Origin of the sequence: Streptomyces sp. NPDC014676 (genome assembly GCF_043084105.1) — a bacterium.
GTDB lineage: Bacteria > Actinomycetota > Actinomycetes > Streptomycetales > Streptomycetaceae > Streptomyces.
The window spans coordinates 274,909-294,363 of record NZ_JBIBZI010000001.1; the positions used below are offsets into that span (position 1 = coordinate 274,909).

General features: G+C 73.1%; 18 protein-coding genes. 8 read left to right on the forward strand and 10 right to left on the reverse strand.

What is annotated here, in order from left to right; all coding sequences use genetic code 11:
- Positions 1 to 9 precede the first annotated feature (9 nt).
- Both ACF1DX_RS01275 and ACF1DX_RS01280 read left to right on the forward strand, forming a co-directional pair.
- On the forward strand, positions 10 to 396 hold the full coding sequence (locus tag ACF1DX_RS01275; protein WP_391789188.1) for a hypothetical protein: 387 nt from the start codon (positions 10 to 12) through the stop codon (positions 394 to 396).
- A 96-nt stretch (positions 397 to 492) separates the two neighbouring features.
- On the forward strand, positions 493 to 1,926 hold the full coding sequence (locus ACF1DX_RS01280) for a S28 family serine protease (protein ID WP_391789189.1): 1,434 nt from the start codon (positions 493 to 495) through the stop codon (positions 1,924 to 1,926).
- Between the two features lie 16 nt (positions 1,927 to 1,942).
- Here ACF1DX_RS01280 and ACF1DX_RS01285 read toward each other — a convergent pair whose 3' ends face one another.
- The 3 genes from ACF1DX_RS01285 to ACF1DX_RS01295 form a co-directional block, all read right to left on the reverse strand.
- Positions 1,943 to 2,584: a hypothetical protein gene (locus ACF1DX_RS01285; protein WP_391789714.1), complete on the reverse strand. Its 642-nt coding sequence runs from the start codon at positions 2,582 to 2,584 to the stop codon at positions 1,943 to 1,945.
- Positions 2,585 to 2,727: 143 nt separating this feature from the next.
- Positions 2,728 to 4,572: a glycoside hydrolase family 3 protein gene (locus ACF1DX_RS01290; protein WP_391789190.1), complete on the reverse strand. Its 1,845-nt coding sequence runs from the start codon at positions 4,570 to 4,572 to the stop codon at positions 2,728 to 2,730.
- A 456-nt stretch (positions 4,573 to 5,028) separates the two neighbouring features.
- Positions 5,029 to 5,946 carry a LysR family transcriptional regulator gene (locus ACF1DX_RS01295; RefSeq protein WP_391789191.1) on the reverse strand — a complete coding sequence of 306 codons (918 nt, stop codon included), beginning with the start codon at positions 5,944 to 5,946 and terminating at the stop codon, positions 5,029 to 5,031.
- Between the two features lie 90 nt (positions 5,947 to 6,036).
- Here ACF1DX_RS01295 and ACF1DX_RS01300 point away from each other — a divergent pair, with 90 nt between their 5' ends.
- The 3 genes from ACF1DX_RS01300 (at position 6,037) to ACF1DX_RS01310 (ending at position 8,725) form a co-directional block, all read left to right on the forward strand.
- The gene (locus ACF1DX_RS01300) at positions 6,037 to 6,966 is read left to right on the forward strand and encodes an EamA family transporter (protein ID WP_391789192.1); all 930 of its coding nucleotides are present in this window, start codon (positions 6,037 to 6,039) and stop codon (positions 6,964 to 6,966) included.
- A 12-nt stretch (positions 6,967 to 6,978) separates the two neighbouring features.
- Entirely contained in the window at positions 6,979 to 7,611 is a 633-nt protein-coding gene (locus ACF1DX_RS01305; RefSeq protein ID WP_391789193.1) for a GNAT family N-acetyltransferase, read from the forward strand.
- Positions 7,612 to 7,843: 232 nt separating this feature from the next.
- On the forward strand, positions 7,844 to 8,725 hold the full coding sequence (locus tag ACF1DX_RS01310; protein ID WP_391789194.1) for an aldo/keto reductase family oxidoreductase: 882 nt from the start codon (positions 7,844 to 7,846) through the stop codon (positions 8,723 to 8,725).
- 89 nt (positions 8,726 to 8,814) lie between these two features.
- Here ACF1DX_RS01310 and ACF1DX_RS01315 read toward each other — a convergent pair whose 3' ends face one another.
- The 4 genes from ACF1DX_RS01315 to ACF1DX_RS01330 all read right to left on the reverse strand — a co-directional run bounded on the left by ACF1DX_RS01315 (position 8,815) and on the right by ACF1DX_RS01330 (position 13,183).
- Complete coding sequence (locus tag ACF1DX_RS01315) at positions 8,815 to 9,255, reverse strand: winged helix-turn-helix transcriptional regulator (RefSeq protein WP_391789195.1); 441 nt, start codon at positions 9,253 to 9,255, stop codon at positions 8,815 to 8,817.
- A 204-nt stretch (positions 9,256 to 9,459) separates the two neighbouring features.
- A complete protein-coding gene (locus ACF1DX_RS01320) occupies positions 9,460 to 10,698 on the reverse strand; it encodes an MFS transporter (RefSeq protein WP_391789196.1) in 1,239 nt (412 codons plus the stop codon).
- A gap of 92 nt (positions 10,699 to 10,790) precedes the next feature.
- Positions 10,791 to 11,591 carry a sugar phosphate isomerase/epimerase family protein gene (locus tag ACF1DX_RS01325; RefSeq protein ID WP_391789197.1) on the reverse strand — a complete coding sequence of 267 codons (801 nt, stop codon included), beginning with the start codon at positions 11,589 to 11,591 and terminating at the stop codon, positions 10,791 to 10,793.
- A 545-nt stretch (positions 11,592 to 12,136) separates the two neighbouring features.
- Positions 12,137 to 13,183 (reverse strand): LacI family DNA-binding transcriptional regulator, encoded by a 1,047-nt coding sequence (locus tag ACF1DX_RS01330; protein ID WP_391789198.1) that lies wholly within the window; start codon positions 13,181 to 13,183, stop codon positions 12,137 to 12,139.
- Between the two features lie 243 nt (positions 13,184 to 13,426).
- On the opposite strand from ACF1DX_RS01330, the gene ACF1DX_RS01335 reads away from it, so the two are divergent.
- The 3 genes from ACF1DX_RS01335 to ACF1DX_RS01345 are packed head-to-tail and all read left to right on the forward strand — an operon-like array spanning position 13,427 to position 16,562.
- The gene (locus ACF1DX_RS01335) at positions 13,427 to 14,578 is read left to right on the forward strand and encodes a Gfo/Idh/MocA family protein (RefSeq protein WP_391789199.1); all 1,152 of its coding nucleotides are present in this window, start codon (positions 13,427 to 13,429) and stop codon (positions 14,576 to 14,578) included.
- Positions 14,575 to 15,732, forward strand: coding sequence for a dihydrodipicolinate synthase family protein (locus tag ACF1DX_RS01340; protein WP_391789200.1), 1,158 nt, complete (start codon positions 14,575 to 14,577; stop codon positions 15,730 to 15,732). The genes ACF1DX_RS01335 and ACF1DX_RS01340 overlap by 4 nt, the downstream gene beginning before the upstream one ends.
- A 32-nt stretch (positions 15,733 to 15,764) precedes the next feature.
- On the forward strand, positions 15,765 to 16,562 hold the full coding sequence (locus tag ACF1DX_RS01345) for a sugar phosphate isomerase/epimerase family protein (protein ID WP_391789715.1): 798 nt from the start codon (positions 15,765 to 15,767) through the stop codon (positions 16,560 to 16,562).
- Positions 16,563 to 16,828: 266 nt separating this feature from the next.
- On the opposite strand, the gene ACF1DX_RS01350 is transcribed toward ACF1DX_RS01345, so the two are convergent.
- The 3 genes from ACF1DX_RS01350 to ACF1DX_RS01360 form a co-directional block, all read right to left on the reverse strand.
- On the reverse strand, positions 16,829 to 17,812 hold the full coding sequence (locus tag ACF1DX_RS01350) for a helix-turn-helix domain-containing protein (protein ID WP_391789201.1): 984 nt from the start codon (positions 17,810 to 17,812) through the stop codon (positions 16,829 to 16,831).
- Between the two features lie 242 nt (positions 17,813 to 18,054).
- Complete coding sequence (gene rbsD / locus ACF1DX_RS01355; RefSeq protein WP_391789202.1) at positions 18,055 to 18,444, reverse strand: D-ribose pyranase; 390 nt, start codon at positions 18,442 to 18,444, stop codon at positions 18,055 to 18,057.
- Positions 18,441 to 19,433 carry a ribokinase gene (locus ACF1DX_RS01360; protein WP_391789203.1) on the reverse strand — a complete coding sequence of 331 codons (993 nt, stop codon included), beginning with the start codon at positions 19,431 to 19,433 and terminating at the stop codon, positions 18,441 to 18,443. The genes rbsD and ACF1DX_RS01360 overlap by 4 nt, the downstream gene beginning before the upstream one ends.
- Positions 19,434 to 19,455: the final 22 nt, after the last annotated feature.

The following is a 19,455-nucleotide window of genomic DNA, read 5'->3' on the forward strand; positions in this document are numbered from 1 at the left end:
AGGACGACTGTGGGCAGTGGAGCGATACGCCGGCGACTCGCGCTCGGCCTGGCGGTGCTGACCACCTCGGGACTGCTCGCCGTCGCCGCGCCGAAGGACGCGCACGCCGCCACGTACTGCGCCGGGCGCAAGGTGCGCACACTGCCGTTCTCCACCGGCTCGGTCGTCGTCTACAAGCGGGGCGGTTACGTCTGCGCCGTCACCCTCGCCAAGAAGCCCGGCACCAAACGGAAGATGTCGGTGAGCGTACGGGCGCGCGGCGGCCGCCCGGTCGTCGACGAGGGCACCTACAAGCACCACGCCGGACCGGTGACCGTGCACGCCGGCCGCCGCTGCGTATGGGTGAAGGGAAGAGTCGGCTCGGGGTCCGTCAGCTCCGGCTGGATCCTCTGCTGACCCCTCGCCGGCCGAGGGTTAACCCTATGTCCCCTGGTGCTGCGGGGAGTTGGTCCAGTAGCTTCCGGCGCACATCTGTCTCACAGGGGAGTGCGCATGCGCAAGGCGCTCAGATGGCTGCTGGCGCTCACGGTGCTCATAGGCACACTGAGTACGGCCGGGGCGGCCACCGCCGCCGAGCCGGAGGCCACCGGCACCACTGACATCAAGGAGAGACTGCTCTCCGTACCGGGCATGAGCCTGGTCGAGGAGAAGCCGTACACCGGGTACCGCTTCTTCGTCCTCAACTACACCCAGCCGGTCGACCACCGCAGGCCCTCCAAGGGCACGTTCCAGCAGCGGATCACCGTGCTGCACAAGGACACCGCGCGGCCCACCGTCTTCTACACCGGCGGCTACAGCGTCTCCACGACGCCGCGGCGCGCCGAGCCGACCCAGATCGTGGACGGCAACCAGGTCTCCATGGAGTACCGCTTCTTCACCCCGTCCCGGCCCGAGCCGGCCGACTGGTCGAAGCTGGACATCTGGCAGGCCGCCAGTGACCAGCACCGCATCTTCAAGGCGCTGAAGGAGATCTACTCCGAGAACTGGATCTCCACCGGCGGCTCCAAGGGCGGCATGACCGCCACCTACTACGAGCGCTTCTACCCGCGCGACATGGACGGCGTGGTCGCCTACGTCGCCCCCAACGACGTGGTGAACAAGGAGGACTCGGCCTACGACCGCTTCTTCCGCACCGTCGGCACCAAGGAGTGCCGCGACCGGCTGAACGCCGTACAGCGCGAGGCGCTGGTGCGCCGGGCGCCACTGGAGAAGAAGTACGAGGCGTACGCCGCCGAGAACGGCTACACCTTCGACACCATCGGCAGCCTGGACCGCGCCTACGAGGCCGTGGTCCTGGACTACGTGTGGGGCTTCTGGCAGTACAGCACCCTCGCCGACTGCGAGCAGATCCCGGCGGACGCCGAGAACGCCACCGACGACGAGATCTGGACCTCGATCGACACGATCTCCGGGTTCTCGTTCTACACGGACCAGGGCCTGAGCCCGTACACGCCGTACTACTACCAGGCCGGTACGCAGCTCGGCGCGCCGACCATCCACTTCCCGCACATCGAGAGGAAGTACGTCCGCTACGGCTACCAGCCGCCGCGCAACTTCGTGCCCCGCTCGATCGACATGGAGTTCGAGCCGTGGGCGATGCGGGACGTCGACTCCTGGGTCCGCCACAACGCCGAGCACATGCTGTTCGTGTACGGCGAGAACGACCCGTGGGGCGCCGAGCGGTTCCGTCTCGGGCACGGCGCGCGTGACGCGTACGTCCTCACCGCGCCCGGCATGAACCACGGTGCGAACGTGGCCGGTCTGGTCGCCGAGGAGAAGGCGCTGGCCACGGCCCGCATCCTGGACTGGGCGGACGTCGCCCCGAGCACGGTGCGGGAGAACCCGGCGGCGGCGAAGCCGCTGGCGAAGTTCGACGCCAGGCTGGACAAGCGGGACGTCGAGCAGGAGCGGACGCTGCGCCCGTAACGGGGGCGGGGCGGAACTACACCGGGCGGGCGCAGCCCACCGGTGACGTGCCGCCGAGCCGCACGTAGAGGGCCGTGGACGCCGGGCACTCGGACCGGTCGTCCACGGCCCTCACCACCTTGAACTCCGGTTCCCGCTGCTCGCTGCCGTCGCACGCGGTCTCGCGGACCTTGCCGTCGCCCAGGTCGTAGACGCAGTCGCCGACGATGGTGCGCGGCCCGCCCCCGCCGCCCGGATCGCCGGGGTGCGGCGGCTGGAGATGGCGCATGCAGGCGTAGCCGCGCGGCACCGCGCCGTCGCCATCCTCGTCGAAGGAGGGGCGCCGCTCGCTGATGTGCAGCACGAAGTCGGTGGTGGCCGGGCAGCGCGGCCCGTCGCGCACGGTCCCGTCGTGGCGGGCGACGACCCGGGCCGCCGCCCGTTCGCTCGTGCAGGACACCTCGGTGAAACTGGTCCGGCCGAAGGAACTGCACTCGTCGATCGCGAGGAACACCGCCCCGTACCCGGACTGCCTGGCCGGTGCCGGCGACGCCGTACGCCGCCCGCCCGGCCCGCCCTCCTTCTCCGCGCCGCCCGGCGCGCCCTGACAGCCGGTGAGCAGCACCGCGACCGCCGCCGCGAACGCGGCGCGCGTCCCCCACCCACTTCGCACGTGCATCGTCATCCCCCGGACACCCCCGCCCAGCGTGACCCGGTCCGCCGGGGCACGCCAGACATGTGGTGAGCTTTCACCACATCGGGGAAGGCGCGTCGGATGTGTGACGTACGCGTGCTACGTCCGGCAGGGGGCGCCGTGTGCGCCTAGTACCTCAGCCCGTGCCCGACCGGGTACAGCACCGTCGCCGGGTCGTCCGCCCGCTGCACCGGCACCGGCAGCGTGCCGCGCGGGTTCACCTTGCCCGCGATCACCCGTGCCGCCGCCCGCAGTTCGACGTCGGTCCAGGAGTACGTCGCCAGACACGCCGCCACGCCGGGCAGGTGGGCCACGTCGTAGGGGTTGCGGACCGTGACCGCGACCACCGGCCTCCCGGTCGCCAGCAGCCGCTCGACCAGCGTCTTCTGGCTGCCGGCCGCCGTGACGTTGTACGTCCCCACGACGACCGCGTCCGCGTCCCGGGCCGCCGTCACCGCCTTGGCGATGGTGGCGGCGGACGGTGCGGTGCCGGTGGACAGGGCGGTGACGGTGAAGCCCAGCCCGGTCAGGGCGTCCGCGAGGACCCCGGTCGGCGGTCCCGTCGTACCGGACGGGGAGGCGGGGTCGGCGCCGACCACCAGCAGCTTCCGCTGCCTGCGCCGGGACAGCGGCAGCAGGCCGCCCTCGTTGACCAGCAGGGTGGTGGTGCGCTCGGCGATCCGGTCGGCGGCGGCCAGGTGCGCACGGGTGCCGACGGTGCGGTCGACTCCGGCGTGCGAGACGTACGGATCCTCGAACAGGCCCAGTCCCGCCTTCAGCCGCAGCACCCGCAGGACCGACTCGTCGAGCCGGTCCTCGGTCAGCTCACCGTCGCGTACGGCGTTCAGCACCGCGTTCCAGGCGATGTCCAGGGAAGGCGGGTTGAGCAACTGGTCCACGCCCGCCTTCAGCGCCAGCACCGGTACCCGGTCGTCGCCGTACTTCGTGCGGACGCCCTCCATGCCGAGGGAGTCGGTGACCACGACCCCGTCGTAGCCCAGTTCCTCGCGCAGGATGCCGGTGAGGATGGGGCGGGAGAGCGTGGCCGGGTCCTCGGAGGCGTCGAGGGCCGGGACGACGATGTGCGCGGTCATGATGGAGTCGATGCCCGCGGCGACGGCGGCCCGGAACGGTGGCGCGTCCAGCTCCTCCCACTGCTCGCGGGTGTGGTGGATGTACGGCAGCTCGGCGTGGCTGTCGGTGACCGTGTCGCCGTGTCCGGGGAAGTGCTTGGCCGTCGAGGCGACACGGGACGACTCGTAGCCCTCGACCTCCGCCGCGACGAGGCCCGCGACCGCCTCCGGGTCGGAGCCGAAGGAACGGACGCCGATGACGGGGTTGGCCGGATCGACGTTGACGTCGGCCACCGGGGAGTAGTTCTGGCGGATGCCCAGGGCGCGCAGTTCGCGGCCCGCGATCCGGCCGAGGGCGCGGGCGTCGGAGCGGGAGCCGCCCGCGCCGACGGCCATCGCGCCGGGGAAGAGGGTGGCGGGCTCGCCCACGCGGGCCACGATGCCGTGCTCCTGGTCGGTGGAGATCAGCACGGGCAGCCCGCGCTCCAGACCGAGGGACGCCTTCTGGATGCCGTTGGACAGGTCCGCGATCTGGTGCGGGTCGCGGGTGTTGTGCGCCCAGGCGAAGTAGATGATGCCGCCGACCCGGTACTTGGCGAGCAGTTCGGCGGCCGTGCGGACGCCGATCTCCTCCAGGTTGGCGTCGACGTCGGCCTGGTCCGGGTCGGTGGCGGAGTGGCCGTAGACCCGCATCACGAAGAGCTGGCCGACCTTCTCCTCCAGCGTCATACGGGAGACGACGGCGCGCAGCCTTCTGTCGTCGTGCGCGGACCGGCCGCCGGCCGCGTGGACGGTGCCGCCGGCCGTGAGGGCGGTGGTGACGCCCGCCGTCGCGGCGAGGACGGTACGTCTGGACGGACGTGCGGTGCTTCCCGTGCTTCCGGTGCTGCTGTCGGGCACGTGCGCTCCTTTGGAAGGTGATCCGCGGGGACCGGGGATCCACTGAAGGACATCCTTGAAGGAAACTGCCGGGAGGTCACCAATATCCGGGAAGTTTCTGCCAGTCAAGGGAATGCGCAGCGACCGGGTGGGATCCGCATACTCCGGGGGCTCGGGGCTCGGGGCTCGGGGCTCGGGGCTCGGGGCTCAGGGGCGGGGGCGGAGGGCTGAAGGCCTGGGGGGGCTGAGGGCCTGGGGGCCGTCATCGGCGCGACGGGAGGGGGGCGCGCCGATGACGGCGTGCTGCCGGCCGCGGCACGGCGGAGAGGGTTGGTCAGCGATCGCAGCCAGCAGCGAGGGCCGACACCGCACCACGGAAACTCGTCCGGCAGCCTGCCCATGGGACGGACGGAGGCGGGGACGGGTTCCCCGGCGGGACCGGATTTCCCGAAATCGGGACCGGGGGTTCGGACGGGGTCAGCGGGGCGAGTGCGCCGACACCTCGGGCCAGTGCCCGCACAGCGTGCGGACGGTCTCCGCGATCGCCGGGCGGCGGGCCGCCCCGGTGCGCCACAGCGCGTACAGCCGTCGTACGGGCATCGGGTCCAGCGGCACCTCCACCACCCCGGCGGGCAGCGGGCCGCGACCCAGCCGGGGGATCAGCGCGATACCGAGCCCGGCCGCGACCAGGGCGACCAGGGTCGGGTTCTCGTCGGCCTGGTGGACGATCTCCGGCTCGTGCCCGGCCGTGCGCAGGGTGCGCACCAGCCACTCGTGACAGACCCGCCCCGGCGGCTGGCAGATCCACCGCTCACCGCCCAGCTCCTCCCGCCGTACCGCCGTACGCCCCGCGAGGGGATGGTCCTCGGGCACCAGCAGATCGCACAGGTCGTCCCCGATGACCGCCTGCTCCACGCCGGCCGGGGCGGGCAGCGGCGCGATGTCCCAGTCGTGCGCGACGACGAGGTCGACCGCGCCCTTGGCGACCAGGTCCACGGAGAGATGGGGGTCGATCTCGGTGAGCCGCGTGTCGAGCGCGGGATGGCGGCGGGCCAGGTCGGCCAGGACGGGCGGCATCAGCCCGCGGGCCGCCGACGCGAACGCGGCGACGGTCAGCCGCCCGGCCGGCACCCCGCGCCGCTCCTCCAGCTCGGTCTCCGCCCGCTCCACGATGGCGAGCAGCTCCCGCGCGGTACGCACGAGCTGATGCGCCTCGTCGGTCAGCCGCACGCCCCGGCCCTCCCGCTCCAGCAGCACCGTCCGCGTCTCCCGCTCCAGCTTGGCGATCTGCTGGGAGACGGCGGACGAGGTGTAGCCGAGCGCCACGGCGGCGGCACCGACGGTGCCGTGGACGGAGACGGCGTGCAGGGCGCGCAGCCGCTGGAGGTCGAGCATGACGGTTCCCCGATCGGTTAGTGATGCTTCATCCAACCATGCAGGAATCATCGCTGGTGCTGAAGTGTGGTGGGCGGTGATCCTCGACGTATGCGACCTTCCCACCTGTTCCTCGCCGTCCTCGTCACCGCCGTGTGGGGAGTGAACTTCACCGTCATCGAGGTCGGGCTCGACCACTTCCCGCCGCTGCTCTTCTCCGCCCTGCGCTTCCTGGTGGCGGCGCTGCCCGCGGTGTTCCTCGTGGGGCGGCCCAAGGTGGCGTGGAAGTGGATCGTGGGGGTGGGGCTGGCGCTGGGGGTGGCCAAGTTCGGGCTGCTGTTCGTCGGCATGGACGCGGGGATGCCGGGCGGGCTGTCCTCGCTGGTGCTCCAGATCCAGGCGGTGTTCACCGCCCTGTTCGCCTTCGCGCTCCTCGGCGAACGCCCCTCGCGCGTACGGCTGGTGGGCATGGCGGTGGCGCTGGCCGGAATCGGCGTGGCCGCGGTCGACGAGGGCACCTCCGGGCCGCTGCTCGGCTTCGCCCTGGTCGTCGCGGCGGCGGCCTGCTGGGGCGTCTCCAACATCCTCACCCGCAAGGCGGCACCCCCGGACGCCCTGAACTTCATGATCTGGGTGAGCACCGTGCCGGTGCTGCCGCTGCTGGGCCTCTCCCTGCTCCTCGAGGGCCCGTCGCGGGACCTGGACGCGCTGCGCGGCCTGGACTGGCAGGGCGCGGGCACGGTGCTCTTCGTCGCCTGGGTCGCCACGGTGTTCGGCTTCGGCGCCTGGGGCTGGCTGCTGCGCCGCCACCCCGCCTCCACGGTCGCGCCCTTCTCCCTGCTGGTCCCGGTCTTCGGCATGTCGTCGGCCGCGCTGTTCCTGGACGAGTCGGTGACCCCGCTGCGGTGGTGCGCGGCGGCGCTGCTGGTGGGCGGGGTGGCGCTGGCCTCGGTGACGCCGCGGCGGCCGGCGGCGGTGCCGGCCGTGAAACCCGTTCGACGGGCGGAGGCGCGTACGGAAGACTCCCCGGTCCGCGGATGAGGGAGAGCACGCATGGGTTTCGTTCTGGAAGGGCCGGTTCTCGAGGGCGTGCTGGTGCGGCTGGAACCGCTGGAACACCGGCACGCCGCCGAGCTGGCCCGGGCGGCGGAGGAGGACCGGGGCACGTACGCGTACACGTGGGTGCCTGGAGCCGACGAGGCCGGCGCGTACGTCGACGCGCAGCTCGCCCGCGCGGCGACCGGCCGGCTCGCCCCCTACGCGCAGGTCTCCCTCGCCACGGGGCGCGCGGTGGGCGCCACGGCGTACTGGGATCCCCGCTCCTGGCTGAGCGGGGACCGGCTCGACGCGATCGAGGTCGGCTTCACGTGGCTCGCCGGTTCCGCCCAGGGCACGGGCGTCAACGCCGAGTCCAAACTCCTGCTGTTCGGGCACGCCTTCGAGCAGTGGGCCGTGTCCCGCGTCGACCTGAAGACCGACGCCCGCAACACCCGTTCCCGCGCCGCGATCGAGCGCACCGGCGCCCGCTTCGAGGGCGTCCTGCGCAACTGGTCCCGCTCCTGGGCGCCGGGCGAGGAGGGCCGCCTGCGCGACTCGGCGATCTACTCGATCACGGACGAGGAGTGGCCGGAGTGCCGCCGCCGGCTGGAGCGGAGGGTGGCGGCCCGGACGCCGGGAGGCGTCTGAACCGGGCCGCCCCGGCCACAGGACGACGGCCGGCGGGACGGCGACGAGGAGCCCGCCGGCCGTGGGGCGAGGACACGGCCCGCTGCCGGGCCGCCGTCACTGTCGCCCTCCCGCCCACCCGTGAGTGCTCTACGCACTTCGAAGTGCCCTCTTCCTGCCGGAGAGTTACCTCCTGATGATGGTGCAAGGCACTGTCAGGTACCACTCCTGACCCGGCACGAAAGGCACAGTCATGAACACGTCTCCCGCCTCCCCCGCCCCGCTTCCCGGCGGTACCTGGACCCTGGGCGATCTGACCGTCACCCGGTTCGGCTACGGGGCCATGCAACTCGCCGGCCCTTGGGTCATGGGTCCGCCCGCCGATCACGACGGCGCCCTCGCCGTCCTGCGCGAGGCCGTCGCCCTCGGCATCACCCACATCGACACCGCCGACGCCTACGGACCGCACATCACCAACCGGCTGATCCGCGAGGCGCTGCACCCGTACCCCGCCTCGCTGCACCTCGTGACCAAGGTCGGCGCGACCCGGGACGAGCAGGGAGGCTGGCCCCCGGCCCGCAGGCCCGACGACCTGCGCAGGGCCGTCGACCACAACCTGGAGAACCTCGGCCTCGAGACGCTGGACCTGGTCAACCTCCGGCTCGGCGACGCCCAGGGCCCCCAGCCCGGTTCGCTCGCCGAGGCGCTCGAGACGCTCGTCGAACTCCAGCAGCAGGGCCTCATACGGCACCTCGGCGTGAGCAACGCGACGGCGGAACAGGTCACCGAGGCACGTTCGATCGCGCCGATCGTGTGCGTGCAGAACATGTACAACCTCGCCCACCGCCAGGACGACGAGCTGATCGACGAGCTCGCCGAGCAGGGCATCGCCTACGTGCCCTTCTTCCCGCTCGGCGGCTTCACCCCGCTGCAGTCCTCGGCACTCACGGCCGTGGCCTCGCGGCTGGACGCGACGCCGATGTCGGTCGCCCTGGCCTGGCTGCTGCGGCGGTCACCGAACATCCTGCTGATCCCCGGCACCTCGTCGGTGGCGCACCTGCGCGAGAACGTCGCGGGCGCGGGACTCCGGCTCTCCGGTGAAGACCTCACCGAACTGGACAGGATCGGCCGCTGACGGCGGCGTTCGGGAGCCGGAGCCGGAAGCCACCTGGTCGGCGTCCTCCGTCAGGGCGGTGAGAGGGCGCCGGGTGACGCGGTGCCCTCTCAGGTCGCACGGGTGTCGTACCCCTCGCGGTGGGCGAGCACCTCGTCCATGTGCGCCTCGGCCCAGGCCTTGACGCCACGCATCATCTCGTACAGCGACAGGCCGAGATCGGTCAGCTCGTAGGAGACGGTGACGGGCACGGTCGGCACCACGGTGCGGGTCACCAGGCCGTCGCGCTCCAGGGAGCGCAGCGTCTGGGTGAGCATCTTCTGGCTGACGCCGGCCAGCAGGCGTGCCAGCTCCGAGTAGCGCATCGCCCGGGGCTCGCCGGCGCACTCGGCGCCCGGCCGGTGCGCGCTGTCGCTGCCGAGCGCGGCCAGGATCAGCGTGACCCATTTGTTGGAGATCCGGTCGAGCAGCTTGCGGCTGGGGCAGGCCGCCACGAAGGCGTTGTACTCCACCTCGGCCCGTGCCCTCTGCCGGGCCGCCGTCGTCGCCATCTGCGGCTCCTCTCGCCTGGTGGGTGCCTCACGCACTCCGATGCGCCTTCTTCCCGTGAGGAAGCTGCATACCAATGATGGTGCAAGGCGCCGTCAGGTGCCACCCTCCGGCCCGGCCCGACGCCACCGGCCGCCCCCCGCCCCGGCCGCGCGAATCCCCGGAGGGCCGCCGGCCGTGCCGGGTGCTCGCGGCCGGGGCGACGGTCAGGGCGCCTCCGGCACGGTCCGGTCGTCGCGCAGCTCCCGCGTACTCGCGCCGACGTACACCACCGCGACCAGGCACAGCAGCCCGCCCGTCACCAGGGCCGTCGCACCGGAGGTCGCACCGGCCACCAGCCCCGCGCGCATGTTGCCGAGGTGCGGGCCGGCCTGCCCGACGATCTGCTCGGCGGCCGTGACCCGGCCCAGCAGGGCGTCGGGCGTCCGGGTCTGCACGATCGTGGTGCGGGAGAGCACCGACAGCGCGTCGGCCCCACCGGCCACGACCAGCAGCCCCAGACCGACCCAGGGGCTGCTCATGACCCCGAACGAGGCCAGCGCGGCACCCCACACACCGGCACCGAACAGCATCACGAGGCCGGGACGGGCCAGGTGGGTCACCGCCCCGGACAGCGCCGACGCCAGCACACCACCGATCGCGACCGCCGACAGGAACAGACCCAGCGTGCGCGGATCACCGCCGAACCGCTCGTCGTTGATCAGCGGGAACAGACTGACCGGCATCGACAGGACGGTGGCGGCGAGGTCGGTGACGAGCGCGCCGCGCACCACCCGGTGGCCGGCCAGGAAGCGCAGCCCGTCCAGCACCCCGCGCAGCCCGGCACGGGACGGCTCGCCCTCGGGCGGCAGCGCGGGCAGACCGAACGCGCCGTAGAAGGACAGCAGGAAGCTCAGCGCGTCGAGCAGATAGCAGACGCCGATGCCGAACCAGCCGAGCAGCAGGCCCCCGAGCGCGGGGCCGACGAACATCATCGCCTGGCCGGTGACCTGGTAGAGCGCGAGTCCGGAGGCCACCTGCTCCTTGGGCAGCAGCCGGGGCACGAACACGCCGGCCGCCGGACCGCCGACCGCCGCGCAGGCGGACTGGGCGGCGACCAGGGCGAGCACACCGCCCACCGGCACGTTCCCGGTGAACCCCTGGACCGCCAGCAGCAGCGAGCAGACCGCCTGGCCGACCGTCGCGGCCAGGAAGATCCGGCGCCGGTCGCCCCGGTCGGCCCAGGCGCCGGCGAACAGTCCGAAGCAGACCAGCGGCAGCGCCTGCGCGAGACCCACAGCGCCGCTCCAGGCCGCGCTGTGTGTCATCTCCCAGACCTGGTACATGACGGTGACCATGGTCATGAAGCCGCCGAGCGCGGACACCGTCCGCCCGATCAGCAGGCGCCTGAAGACCGGTGAGGTACGCAGGGGACGCACGTCGATCAGCGTGCGGGACAGGCTCACGAGGGCAGGACGGCGGGGCGGGGCACGGGCTGAGGCACGGCGGGGACGCTATCCGGCCGCCGCCCGCCCCGGCCAGTGGATTTCCCGTCCGGTCAGGCCGATTCGCCGAGCAGCCGGGCCAGGTGCTCCCGGCCGGGGGTGAGCAGGCCGGGCAGCGGGGCGGCGTCGGCGTACCAGCGCTTCTCGTACTCCCAGCAGAGCCAGCCGTCCCAGTCGTGCCGGGAGAGGACCTCCACGCAGTCGGTCAGCGGGAGGACACCGGCACCGAGCGGGAGCGGGGTCGTGTCGTCGGCGGAGGCGATGTCCTTGACCTGGACGTAGCCGAGGTGCGGGGAGAGGGCCGCGTAGCTCTCGGCGGGCTGTTCACCGCCGAGCCAGGTGTGCATCACGTCCCACAGCGCACCCACCTGACGGTGGCCGACCAGGCCGAGGACCCTGATCGCGTCGGCGCCGGTACGGTGCGAGTCGTGGGTCTCCAGCAGGATCCGTACGCCCAGGTCGGCGGCGTACTCGGCGGCTGTGCCCAGCCGGCGGGCGGCCGTCGCGTCCGCCTCCTCGGGGCTCTGCTCGCTGCCGCCGCCGGGGAAGACGCGGACGAAGGGGGCGCCGAGGTCCCGGGCGAGGTCGAGGAGGGCGCGGATCTCGGCGAGGACGGGTTCGTCCTCGCCGGGCGCGGCGACCCGGGCGTACCCGGCGAGCCCCAGGATCTCGATGCCGGACGCCTTGAACTCGGCGGCCACGTCGGTACGTTCGGCGGGGCCGAGCCCCGGATGGACGGGTTCCTCGGGGTGGGCGCGCAGCTCGACACCGTGGTAGCCGTGCGCGGTCGCGAGGCCCAGCACGTCGGTGAGGGGCAGCCCGGGGACGCCGAGGGTGGAGAACGCCAGCTTCATGGAATCGGACCCTACCCGCGACGGCCCGGACCGACTCCTCTTCCTCACCCTGGTGTCGGCGTCGCGAATCCGTGGGGGCTCGTCGCGCGGTTCCCCGCGCCCCCGGGAGTCTCCGCACCGGAGCAGCAGAGGATCCGTTGAACGACCCCCACGACCCGCACTCGACGACGCACCCTTCCAGGGGCGCGGGGAACTGCGCGAGTCCCCCCACGACCCGCACTCGACGACGCACCCCTCCAGGGGCGCGGGGAACTGCGCGAGTCCCCCCACGGACCCGCACTCGACGACACCCCCTCCAGGGGCGCGGGGAACTGCACGAGTCCCCCCACGGACCCGCACCTGACAACGCGCCTCTCCAGGGGCGCGGGGAACTGCGCGAATCCCCCACGGACCCACACCTGACGACACCCCCTCCAGGGGCGCGGGGAACTGCGCGAATCCCCCACGGACCCACACCTGACGACACCCCCTCCAGGGGCGCGGGGAACTGCGCAAAACCCCAACGAACCCGCACCGGCGGTGCAAGACCCCGGACCGAGGTCCGATCAGGCCCGCGGCCGCGCCGTGGACCCCCGCACCATCAACTCCCCCCGCACCGCCGCGATCCCCCCGTGCGGTGCCTCCTCCCGCCCCATGGCGATCCGCCCCGCCCGGGCCCCCGCCTCCGCCAACGGCAACCGCACCGTCGTCAGCGCCGGCACCGCGTCGATGCTGAACGGCAGATCGTCGAACCCGGCCACCGACACGTCGTCCGGAATCCGCAGACCCGAGTCCCGCAGCGCCGCGCACGCCCCCAGCGCGACGGAGTCGTTCGCCGCGACCACGGCCGTCAACGACGGATCACGCCGCAGGAGTTCGAGCGTCGCCTCGTACCCCGACCGCCGGTCGTACCGGCCGTGCACGGTCCACCGCGGGTCCTCCTCGATGCCGTGCGCGGCCAGCGCGTCCCGGTGGCCCTCGAGCCGGTGCCGCGTCGTGGTCCGCTCCACGGGCCCCGCGATGTACCCCAGCCGCCGGTGCCCCAGCCCGATCAGGTGCTCGGTGAGTTCCCGCCCGCCGCCCCGGTTGTCGAAGGTCAGCGCGATCGCCCCGGTCTCCGCCGCCGGCGGCCGGCCGCACAGCACCACCCGGGTCCCGGCGTCCGCCAGCTTCCGCAGCTTCGCGTCCATGGCCGCCTTGTGCGGCGCGTCCTCGATCGCGCCGCCGGTCAGCACCACCGCCGCCGCCCGCTGTCGCTGGAGCAGCGTGAGATACGTCAGTTCCCGCTCGGGCGAGCCGCCCGTGTTGCACACGACCGCGAGTCTCTCCCCGCCGGCCCGCCCGCCCGGCCCGCCGATCTCCGCCTGGATCGCGCTCGCCATGATCCCGAAGAACGGGTCGGCGATGTCGTTCACCAGGATGCCCACCAGGTCGGAGGTGGCGGCGGCGAGCGCGCTCGCGGGGCCGTTGAGGACGTAGTCCAGCTCGTCCACGGCCTTCAGCACCCGTTCACGGGTGGAAGCGGCCACGGGATAGTTCCCGTTGAGCACGCGCGACACCGTCGCGGGGGAGACCTGCGCGCGAGCCGCCACGTCCGCCAGGGTCACCGTCATGTCTCGTCCTCCGCCTCGCGCGTTCGCCGTACGCCGTCGTACACATCCACGCCCACACCCGTGGTTCCGAGCAGACCCTACGGCCATCCGCGCGGTTGTTCGCCCCCTCGAACAACTCGGGTACGCCGTGGTCTTGTCCGCACCGCCGTCCAGAGGCTAGCTTCTCTCTACATAGAAAGCGCTTGCTGACACGCTCACCAGTGGGGCGTACGCGGCGCGCGAACCGCGTACGAAGGGAATGACGTGACACGCAAGACGGTGCGTATCGCCATGAACGGTGTGACCGGGCGCATGGGCTACCGCCAGCACCTCGTCCGCTCGATCCTGGCCCTGCGCGAGCAGGGCGGGCTGGACCTCGGAGACGGCACCGTGCTGTGGCCGGAGCCGGTCCTGGTCGGCCGCCGCGAGCACGCGCTGAGGGCGCTGGCCGAACGGCACGGACTCGAGCACATCTCCACGGACCTGGACGCGGTCCTCGCCGACGACGGCGTCGACATCTACTTCGACGCCCAGGTCACCTCGGCCCGAGAGGAGGCGATCAGGAAGGCGGTCGCCGCCGGCAAGCACGTCTACACCGAGAAGCCGACCGCCACCGGCCTCGACGGCGCCCTGGAACTCGCCCGCCTGGCGAACGTGGCCGGCGTCAAGCACGGCGTCGTCCAGGACAAGCTGTTCCTCCCCGGCCTGCTCAAGCTGAAGCGCCTCATCGACGGCGGCTTCTTCGGCCGGATCCTGTCCGTGCGCGGCGAGTTCGGCTACTGGGTCTTCGAGGGAGACTGGCAGGAGGCCCAGCGCCCGTCCTGGAACTACCGCAGCGAGGACGGCGGCGGCATCGTCGTCGACATGTTCCCGCACTGGGAGTACGTGCTGCACGAGCTGTTCGGCCGCGTGACGTCCGTACAGGCCCTCACCGCCACCCACATCCCGCAGCGCTGGGACGAGAACGGCAAGCCCTACGACGCCACCGCCGACGACGCCGCCTACGGCGTCTTCGAACTGGACGGCGGCGTCATCGCCCAGATCAACTCCTCCTGGGCGGTCCGCGTCAACCGCGACGAACTCGTCGAGTTCCAGGTCGACGGCACCGAGGGCTCCGCCGTCGCCGGGCTGCGCGACTGCCGCGTCCAGCACCGCTCCGCCACCCCCAAGCCGGTCTGGAACCCGGACGTCCCCGCCACCGAGGTCTTCCGCGACCAGTGGCAGGAGGTCCCGGACAACGGCGAGTTCGACAACGGCTTCAAGGCCCAGTGGGAGCTGTTCCTGCGCCACATCTACGCCGACGCCCCCTACCACTGGGACCTGCTGGCCGGCGCCCGCGGCGTCCAGCTCGCCGAACTGGGCCTGAGGTCCTCGGCCGAGGGCCGCCGCCTCGACGTCCCGGAGATCGCGCTGTGACCCTCCACCTCCCCGACGCGAACGGCACCCTGCGCGCCCACGAGCCCCGCACCGAACCCCTCGCCGTCACTCCGGGAAGCGCTTTCACCTCCCGTACGGTCTTCTCGGCCGCGCACGTCGTCGCCGACCCGTACGCGGACGTGTCACCCGACTCGCCGGCCGCCGTCGACTGGGACGCCACCCTCGCCTTCCGCCGCCACCTGTGGTCGCACGGCCTGGGCGTCGCCGAGGCGATGGACACCGCGCAGCGCGGCATGGGCCTGAACTGGGCGGGCGCGGCCGAGCTGATCCGCCGCTCCGCCGCCGAGGCGAAGGCCGTCGGCGGCCGCATCGCCTGCGGCGTGGGAACGGACCAGCTCACCGCCGCCACCGCCACCCTCGCCGAGGTCCGGGCGGCCTACGAGGAACAGCTCGCGCTCGTCGAGGAGTCCGGCGCGCAGGCCATCCTGATGGCGTCCCGTGCCCTCGCCGCGACGGCGCAGGGCCCGGACGACTACCTGGAGGTCTACGGCCACCTGCTCCGCCAGGCCGCCGAGCCGGTGATCCTGCACTGGCTGGGCCCGATGTTCGACCCGGCCCTCGAGGGCTACTGGGGCTCCTCCGACCTCGACGCGGCCACCGGCACCTTCCTGGAGGTCATCGCCGCCCACCCCGACAAGGTCGACGGCATCAAGGTCTCCCTCCTCGACGCCCGGCGCGAGGTCGACCTGCGCCGCCGCCTCCCGCAGGGCGTGCGCTGCTACACCGGCGACGACTTCCACTACCCCGAGCTGATCGCCGGCGACGAACAGGGCTTCAGCCACGCCCTGCTCGGCATCTTCGACCCGCTCGGCCCGCTCGCGGCGGAAGCGGTCCGCGTCCTCGACACGGGGAACACGGAGGGCTTCCGCGCCCTCCTCGACCCGACCGTCGCACTCTCCCGCCACCTCTTCCAGGCCCCCACCCGCTTCTACAAGACGGGCGTGGTGTTCCTGGCCTGGCTGGCCGGCCACCAGTCCCACTTCACGATGGTCGGCGGCCTGCAGTCGGCGCGCTCCCTGCCGCACTTCGCCCGCGCCTACGAACTCGCCGACGGCCTCGGCCTGTTCCCCGACCCCAAGCTGGCCGAGGAACGGATGAGGACCCTGCTGAACCTGTACGGAGTGACCCCGTGACCGCCGACCTCACCCGCTTCAGCATCAACCAGATGACGGTCAGGCAGCTGTCGCTGCCGGACCTCGTCGACGCCTGCCGGGACCTGGGCGTCCCCGGCGTCGGCCTGTGGCGCGAGCCCGTCCAGGCGTACGGCGTCGAGGCGGCCGCGAAACTGGTCCGCGACGCGGGCCTGGCGGTGACGACCCTGTGCCGGGGCGGCTTCCTCACCGCGACCGACCCCGGCGAGCGGGCCGCCGCCCTGGCCGACAACCGCCGCGCCGTCGACGAGGCGGCCGCGCTCGGCACCGACACCCTGGTCCTGGTCTCGGGCGGCCTGCCGGCCGGCTCCAAGGACCTGCGCGGCGCCCGCGAGCGCATCGCGGACGCCCTCGCTGAACTCGGCCCCTACGCCCAGGAGCACGGGGTGAGACTGGCCATCGAGCCGCTGCACCCCATGTTCGCCTCCGACCGGTGCGTGGTCTCCACGCTCGCCCAGGCCCTGGACATCGCGGAACGCTTCCCCGCCCACCAGGTCGGCGTCACGGTCGACACGTACCACATCTGGTGGGACGACCGGGCGCCCGCGCAGATCGCCCGCGCGGGCGCCCAGGGCCGCATCCACACCTTCCAGCTCGCCGACTGGACCACCCCGCTGCCCGAGGGCGTCCTCAACGGCCGCGGCCAGATCGGCGACGGCGCGGTCGACATGCGGGAGTGGAAGGGCTACGTGGAGGCGGCCGGCTACACCGGCCCCATCGAGGTCGAACTCTTCAACGAAGCCCTCTGGTCCCGCGACGGCCGCGAGGTCCTCGCCGAGACGGCGGCACGGTTCGTGGAGCACGCGGGCTAGGCGCCGCGTCGAGGCGCGGGGCACGGGAGAAGCTCTGGGGAGAGGTCTTCCCGTGCCCTGTCGTCCCGTCCCGGGCGGAGCGCAAGCCGTGCGGTGCCGGATCGGACGCCGACGTTCGCCGGCACCGCACGCTGCTTCCCCCGGTTCCCCCGTGCGTGCACAGCCCCCACTGCGCACGAGCACCAGCATGCGTCCACCGAACGTTTGAATCCTTGACCGTCCGTGCAGGGATCTTGTCGATTCCGGCAGGACACGCCGGGCCGTCCTTACCAGTTGCGGCCCGTGTGGTGATGGCGGTGGTCCGTCGGCGTCATGCCGTACGCGCGGCGGAAGACGCGGCTGAAGGTGGCCGCGTCGGTGAAGCCCCACCGCGCGGCGATCGCGTGGACGGAGCGGCCCCGCAGCCGGGGATCGGCCAGGTCACGGCGGCACCGTTCCAGCCGGCGGTGGCGGATCCAGGCCGCCGGGGCCTCGCCCTCCGCCGCGAACAGCTGGTGCAGATGCCGTACCGAGATGCCGTGGGCCGCCGCGACGGTCGCCGGGGACAGCGACGGATCGCCCAGGTTCCGGTCGATGAAGTCCCGGATCCGGGTGCGCAGGGCACGCCGGCGGGACTCCGGCGGCAGCGCGTCCTCGGAGTCCGCGCAGCGGCCGAGCACGGAGGCGAGCAGATCCGTGGTCACCGAGGCCAGCGCCGGCACGTCCGCGTCGGTGAACTCGTCGGCCCGCCGGGCGACATCGGCCAGCCAGCGGTACAGCGCGCCGCCCATGCCCCGGTCCACCGGTATGGGCACCGCCAGCAGGCGGCGCACCGCGCGCGGCGGCAGCGGGAGCCGGGCCCGGGGCAGGCTGACGACCACCGTCGTGGACCGCTGCGACGTCCTGTTGATGCGGACGTCGTACGGGAGGCTGGTGTCGGCCACGATGAGCTGCCCCGCCCCGAACACCCCCTCGGTGCCGTCCTGCGCCAGCATGCCGTCGCCGGAGAGATGGCAGTTGATCTGGAGGACCTCGGGGTCGAAACGCCGGATGGTGCGCGGTGTGCGCATGGTGTCCAGGTGCGGCAGGTCCAGCTCGGCGATCTGCAGGTCTCCCAGCGGCAGGACCCGCATCGTGGCCTCGAAGTCGTCGCTGCGCTCGCTGCGCAGCAGGTTGGGCACGTGCGTCCGCGTGGCGACGTCCTGCCACAGGTCCCACCGCTCGGCGGGCGGCACCACTCCGGTCCGGAACTCCTGCACCAGCATCGTCATACGCCCCCAACGCGTACCGGACGACCGCATCCTGCCCAGGAGGACATCGTAGGGAACCGGGGCCGGAAAAAATGCCGGAGAGACCGTGCAACCCTCCCCGCTCCTCGCGGGTCGTACGTGGAGTCAGGACTCCTGGGAGGGGACCCGGGGGGCTTGAGGGGTTCTGACGGGGGAGGGACGAGGGGGCCGGGTCGACGGACCGGGCCCCCTCGAAGTTCGTGCGCGCCTCGCAACGGGCGTTCCTAGAAGAAGACCCCGCAGCGCAGCAGCACGTTCGCGTACGGCCGTGCCTCGCCGGTGCGCACGACGAGCCGCGCGCCCGCGCTCAGCTCCTTGAGCCGCTCGTGCGGGACCAGGCCGAGGCCGGGGAAGTGGCCCGCCAGCAGCCCGGCCGCCGCCGGATTGGCGTCCCGCACCTCGGACGCGGCCGTGGCGCCCTCGACGACCAGCTCGTCGAGGAGCCCCTCCAGCACCTCCGCGAACGACGGCACGCCCGCGCGGAACGCCAGGTCCACCACGCGCGGCCCACCGGGTATCGGCATCCCCGCGTCGCACACCAGCACCCCGTCGCCGTGCCCGAGCTCGGCCAGGGCGCCGGCGAGGTGCCGGTTCAGGATTCCGCGCTTCTTCACCGGGCGCCGCCTTCCGGGTCCACCCCGGACGTGCTGCCCGGCCCCCGGCCGGGGGGCCGGGAGTCGTCCCCCGGACCGGCACCGCACAGCCCGTCGACCTCCGCCGCCGTCGGGAAGGACACCTGCGCGCCCTCCTTGGTGACCGTCGCCGCGCCCACCCGGGCCGCGTACGCCGCCGCCCCGGCGAGCGGCTCGCCCGCGCCGAGGCGCCAGGCCAGCGCGGCGGTGAACGCGTCACCCGCACCGGTGGTGTCCACGGCGCGCACCTCGACGGACGCGACGCGGTGGACGCCCTCCGCGGAGGCCACCAGCGCGCCCTCGCCACCCAGCGTCACCACCACCGACCGCGGGCCCCTCGCCAGCAGCAGCCGCGCCCACTCCTCGGGCCCGTCGCCCGTCCCGGCGTCGTCGCCCAGGATCACCTTCGCCTCGTGCTCGTTGACGATCAGCGGGTCGCAGGCCGCCAGCACCTCCGCCGGGAGCGGGCGCGGCGGGGACGGGTTCAGTACGAACCGGCTGCCCGGCACCAGGCTCCGCACCACCTCCACCACCGTCTCCAGCGGGATCTCCAGCTGTGCGGAGACCACCCGGGAGGCGTGGAACAGGCTCCCGGCCGCCCGCACGTCCGCCGGCGTCAGCCGGCCGTTGGCGCCCGGCGAGACGACGATGCTGTTGTCCCCCGACGGGTCCACCGTGATCAGCGCGACCCCGGTGGGCGCCCCGCCGACCAGCACGCCCACCGTGTCCACCCCGGCCGCCCGCTGCGAGTCCAGCAGCAGCCGGCCGTGCCCGTCGTCGCCGACCCGCGCCAGCAGGGCCGTACGGGCACCGAGCCGGGCGGCCGCGACCGCCTGGTTCGCGCCCTTGCCGCCCGGGTGGACGGCCAGGTCGGAACCGAGCACCGTCTCCCCGGCGCCGGGCCGGCGCTCGACCCCGATCACCAGGTCGGCGTTGGCCGATCCGACGACCAGGAGGTCGTAGTCGTACATGAAATCGCTCCCCGATCCCGGC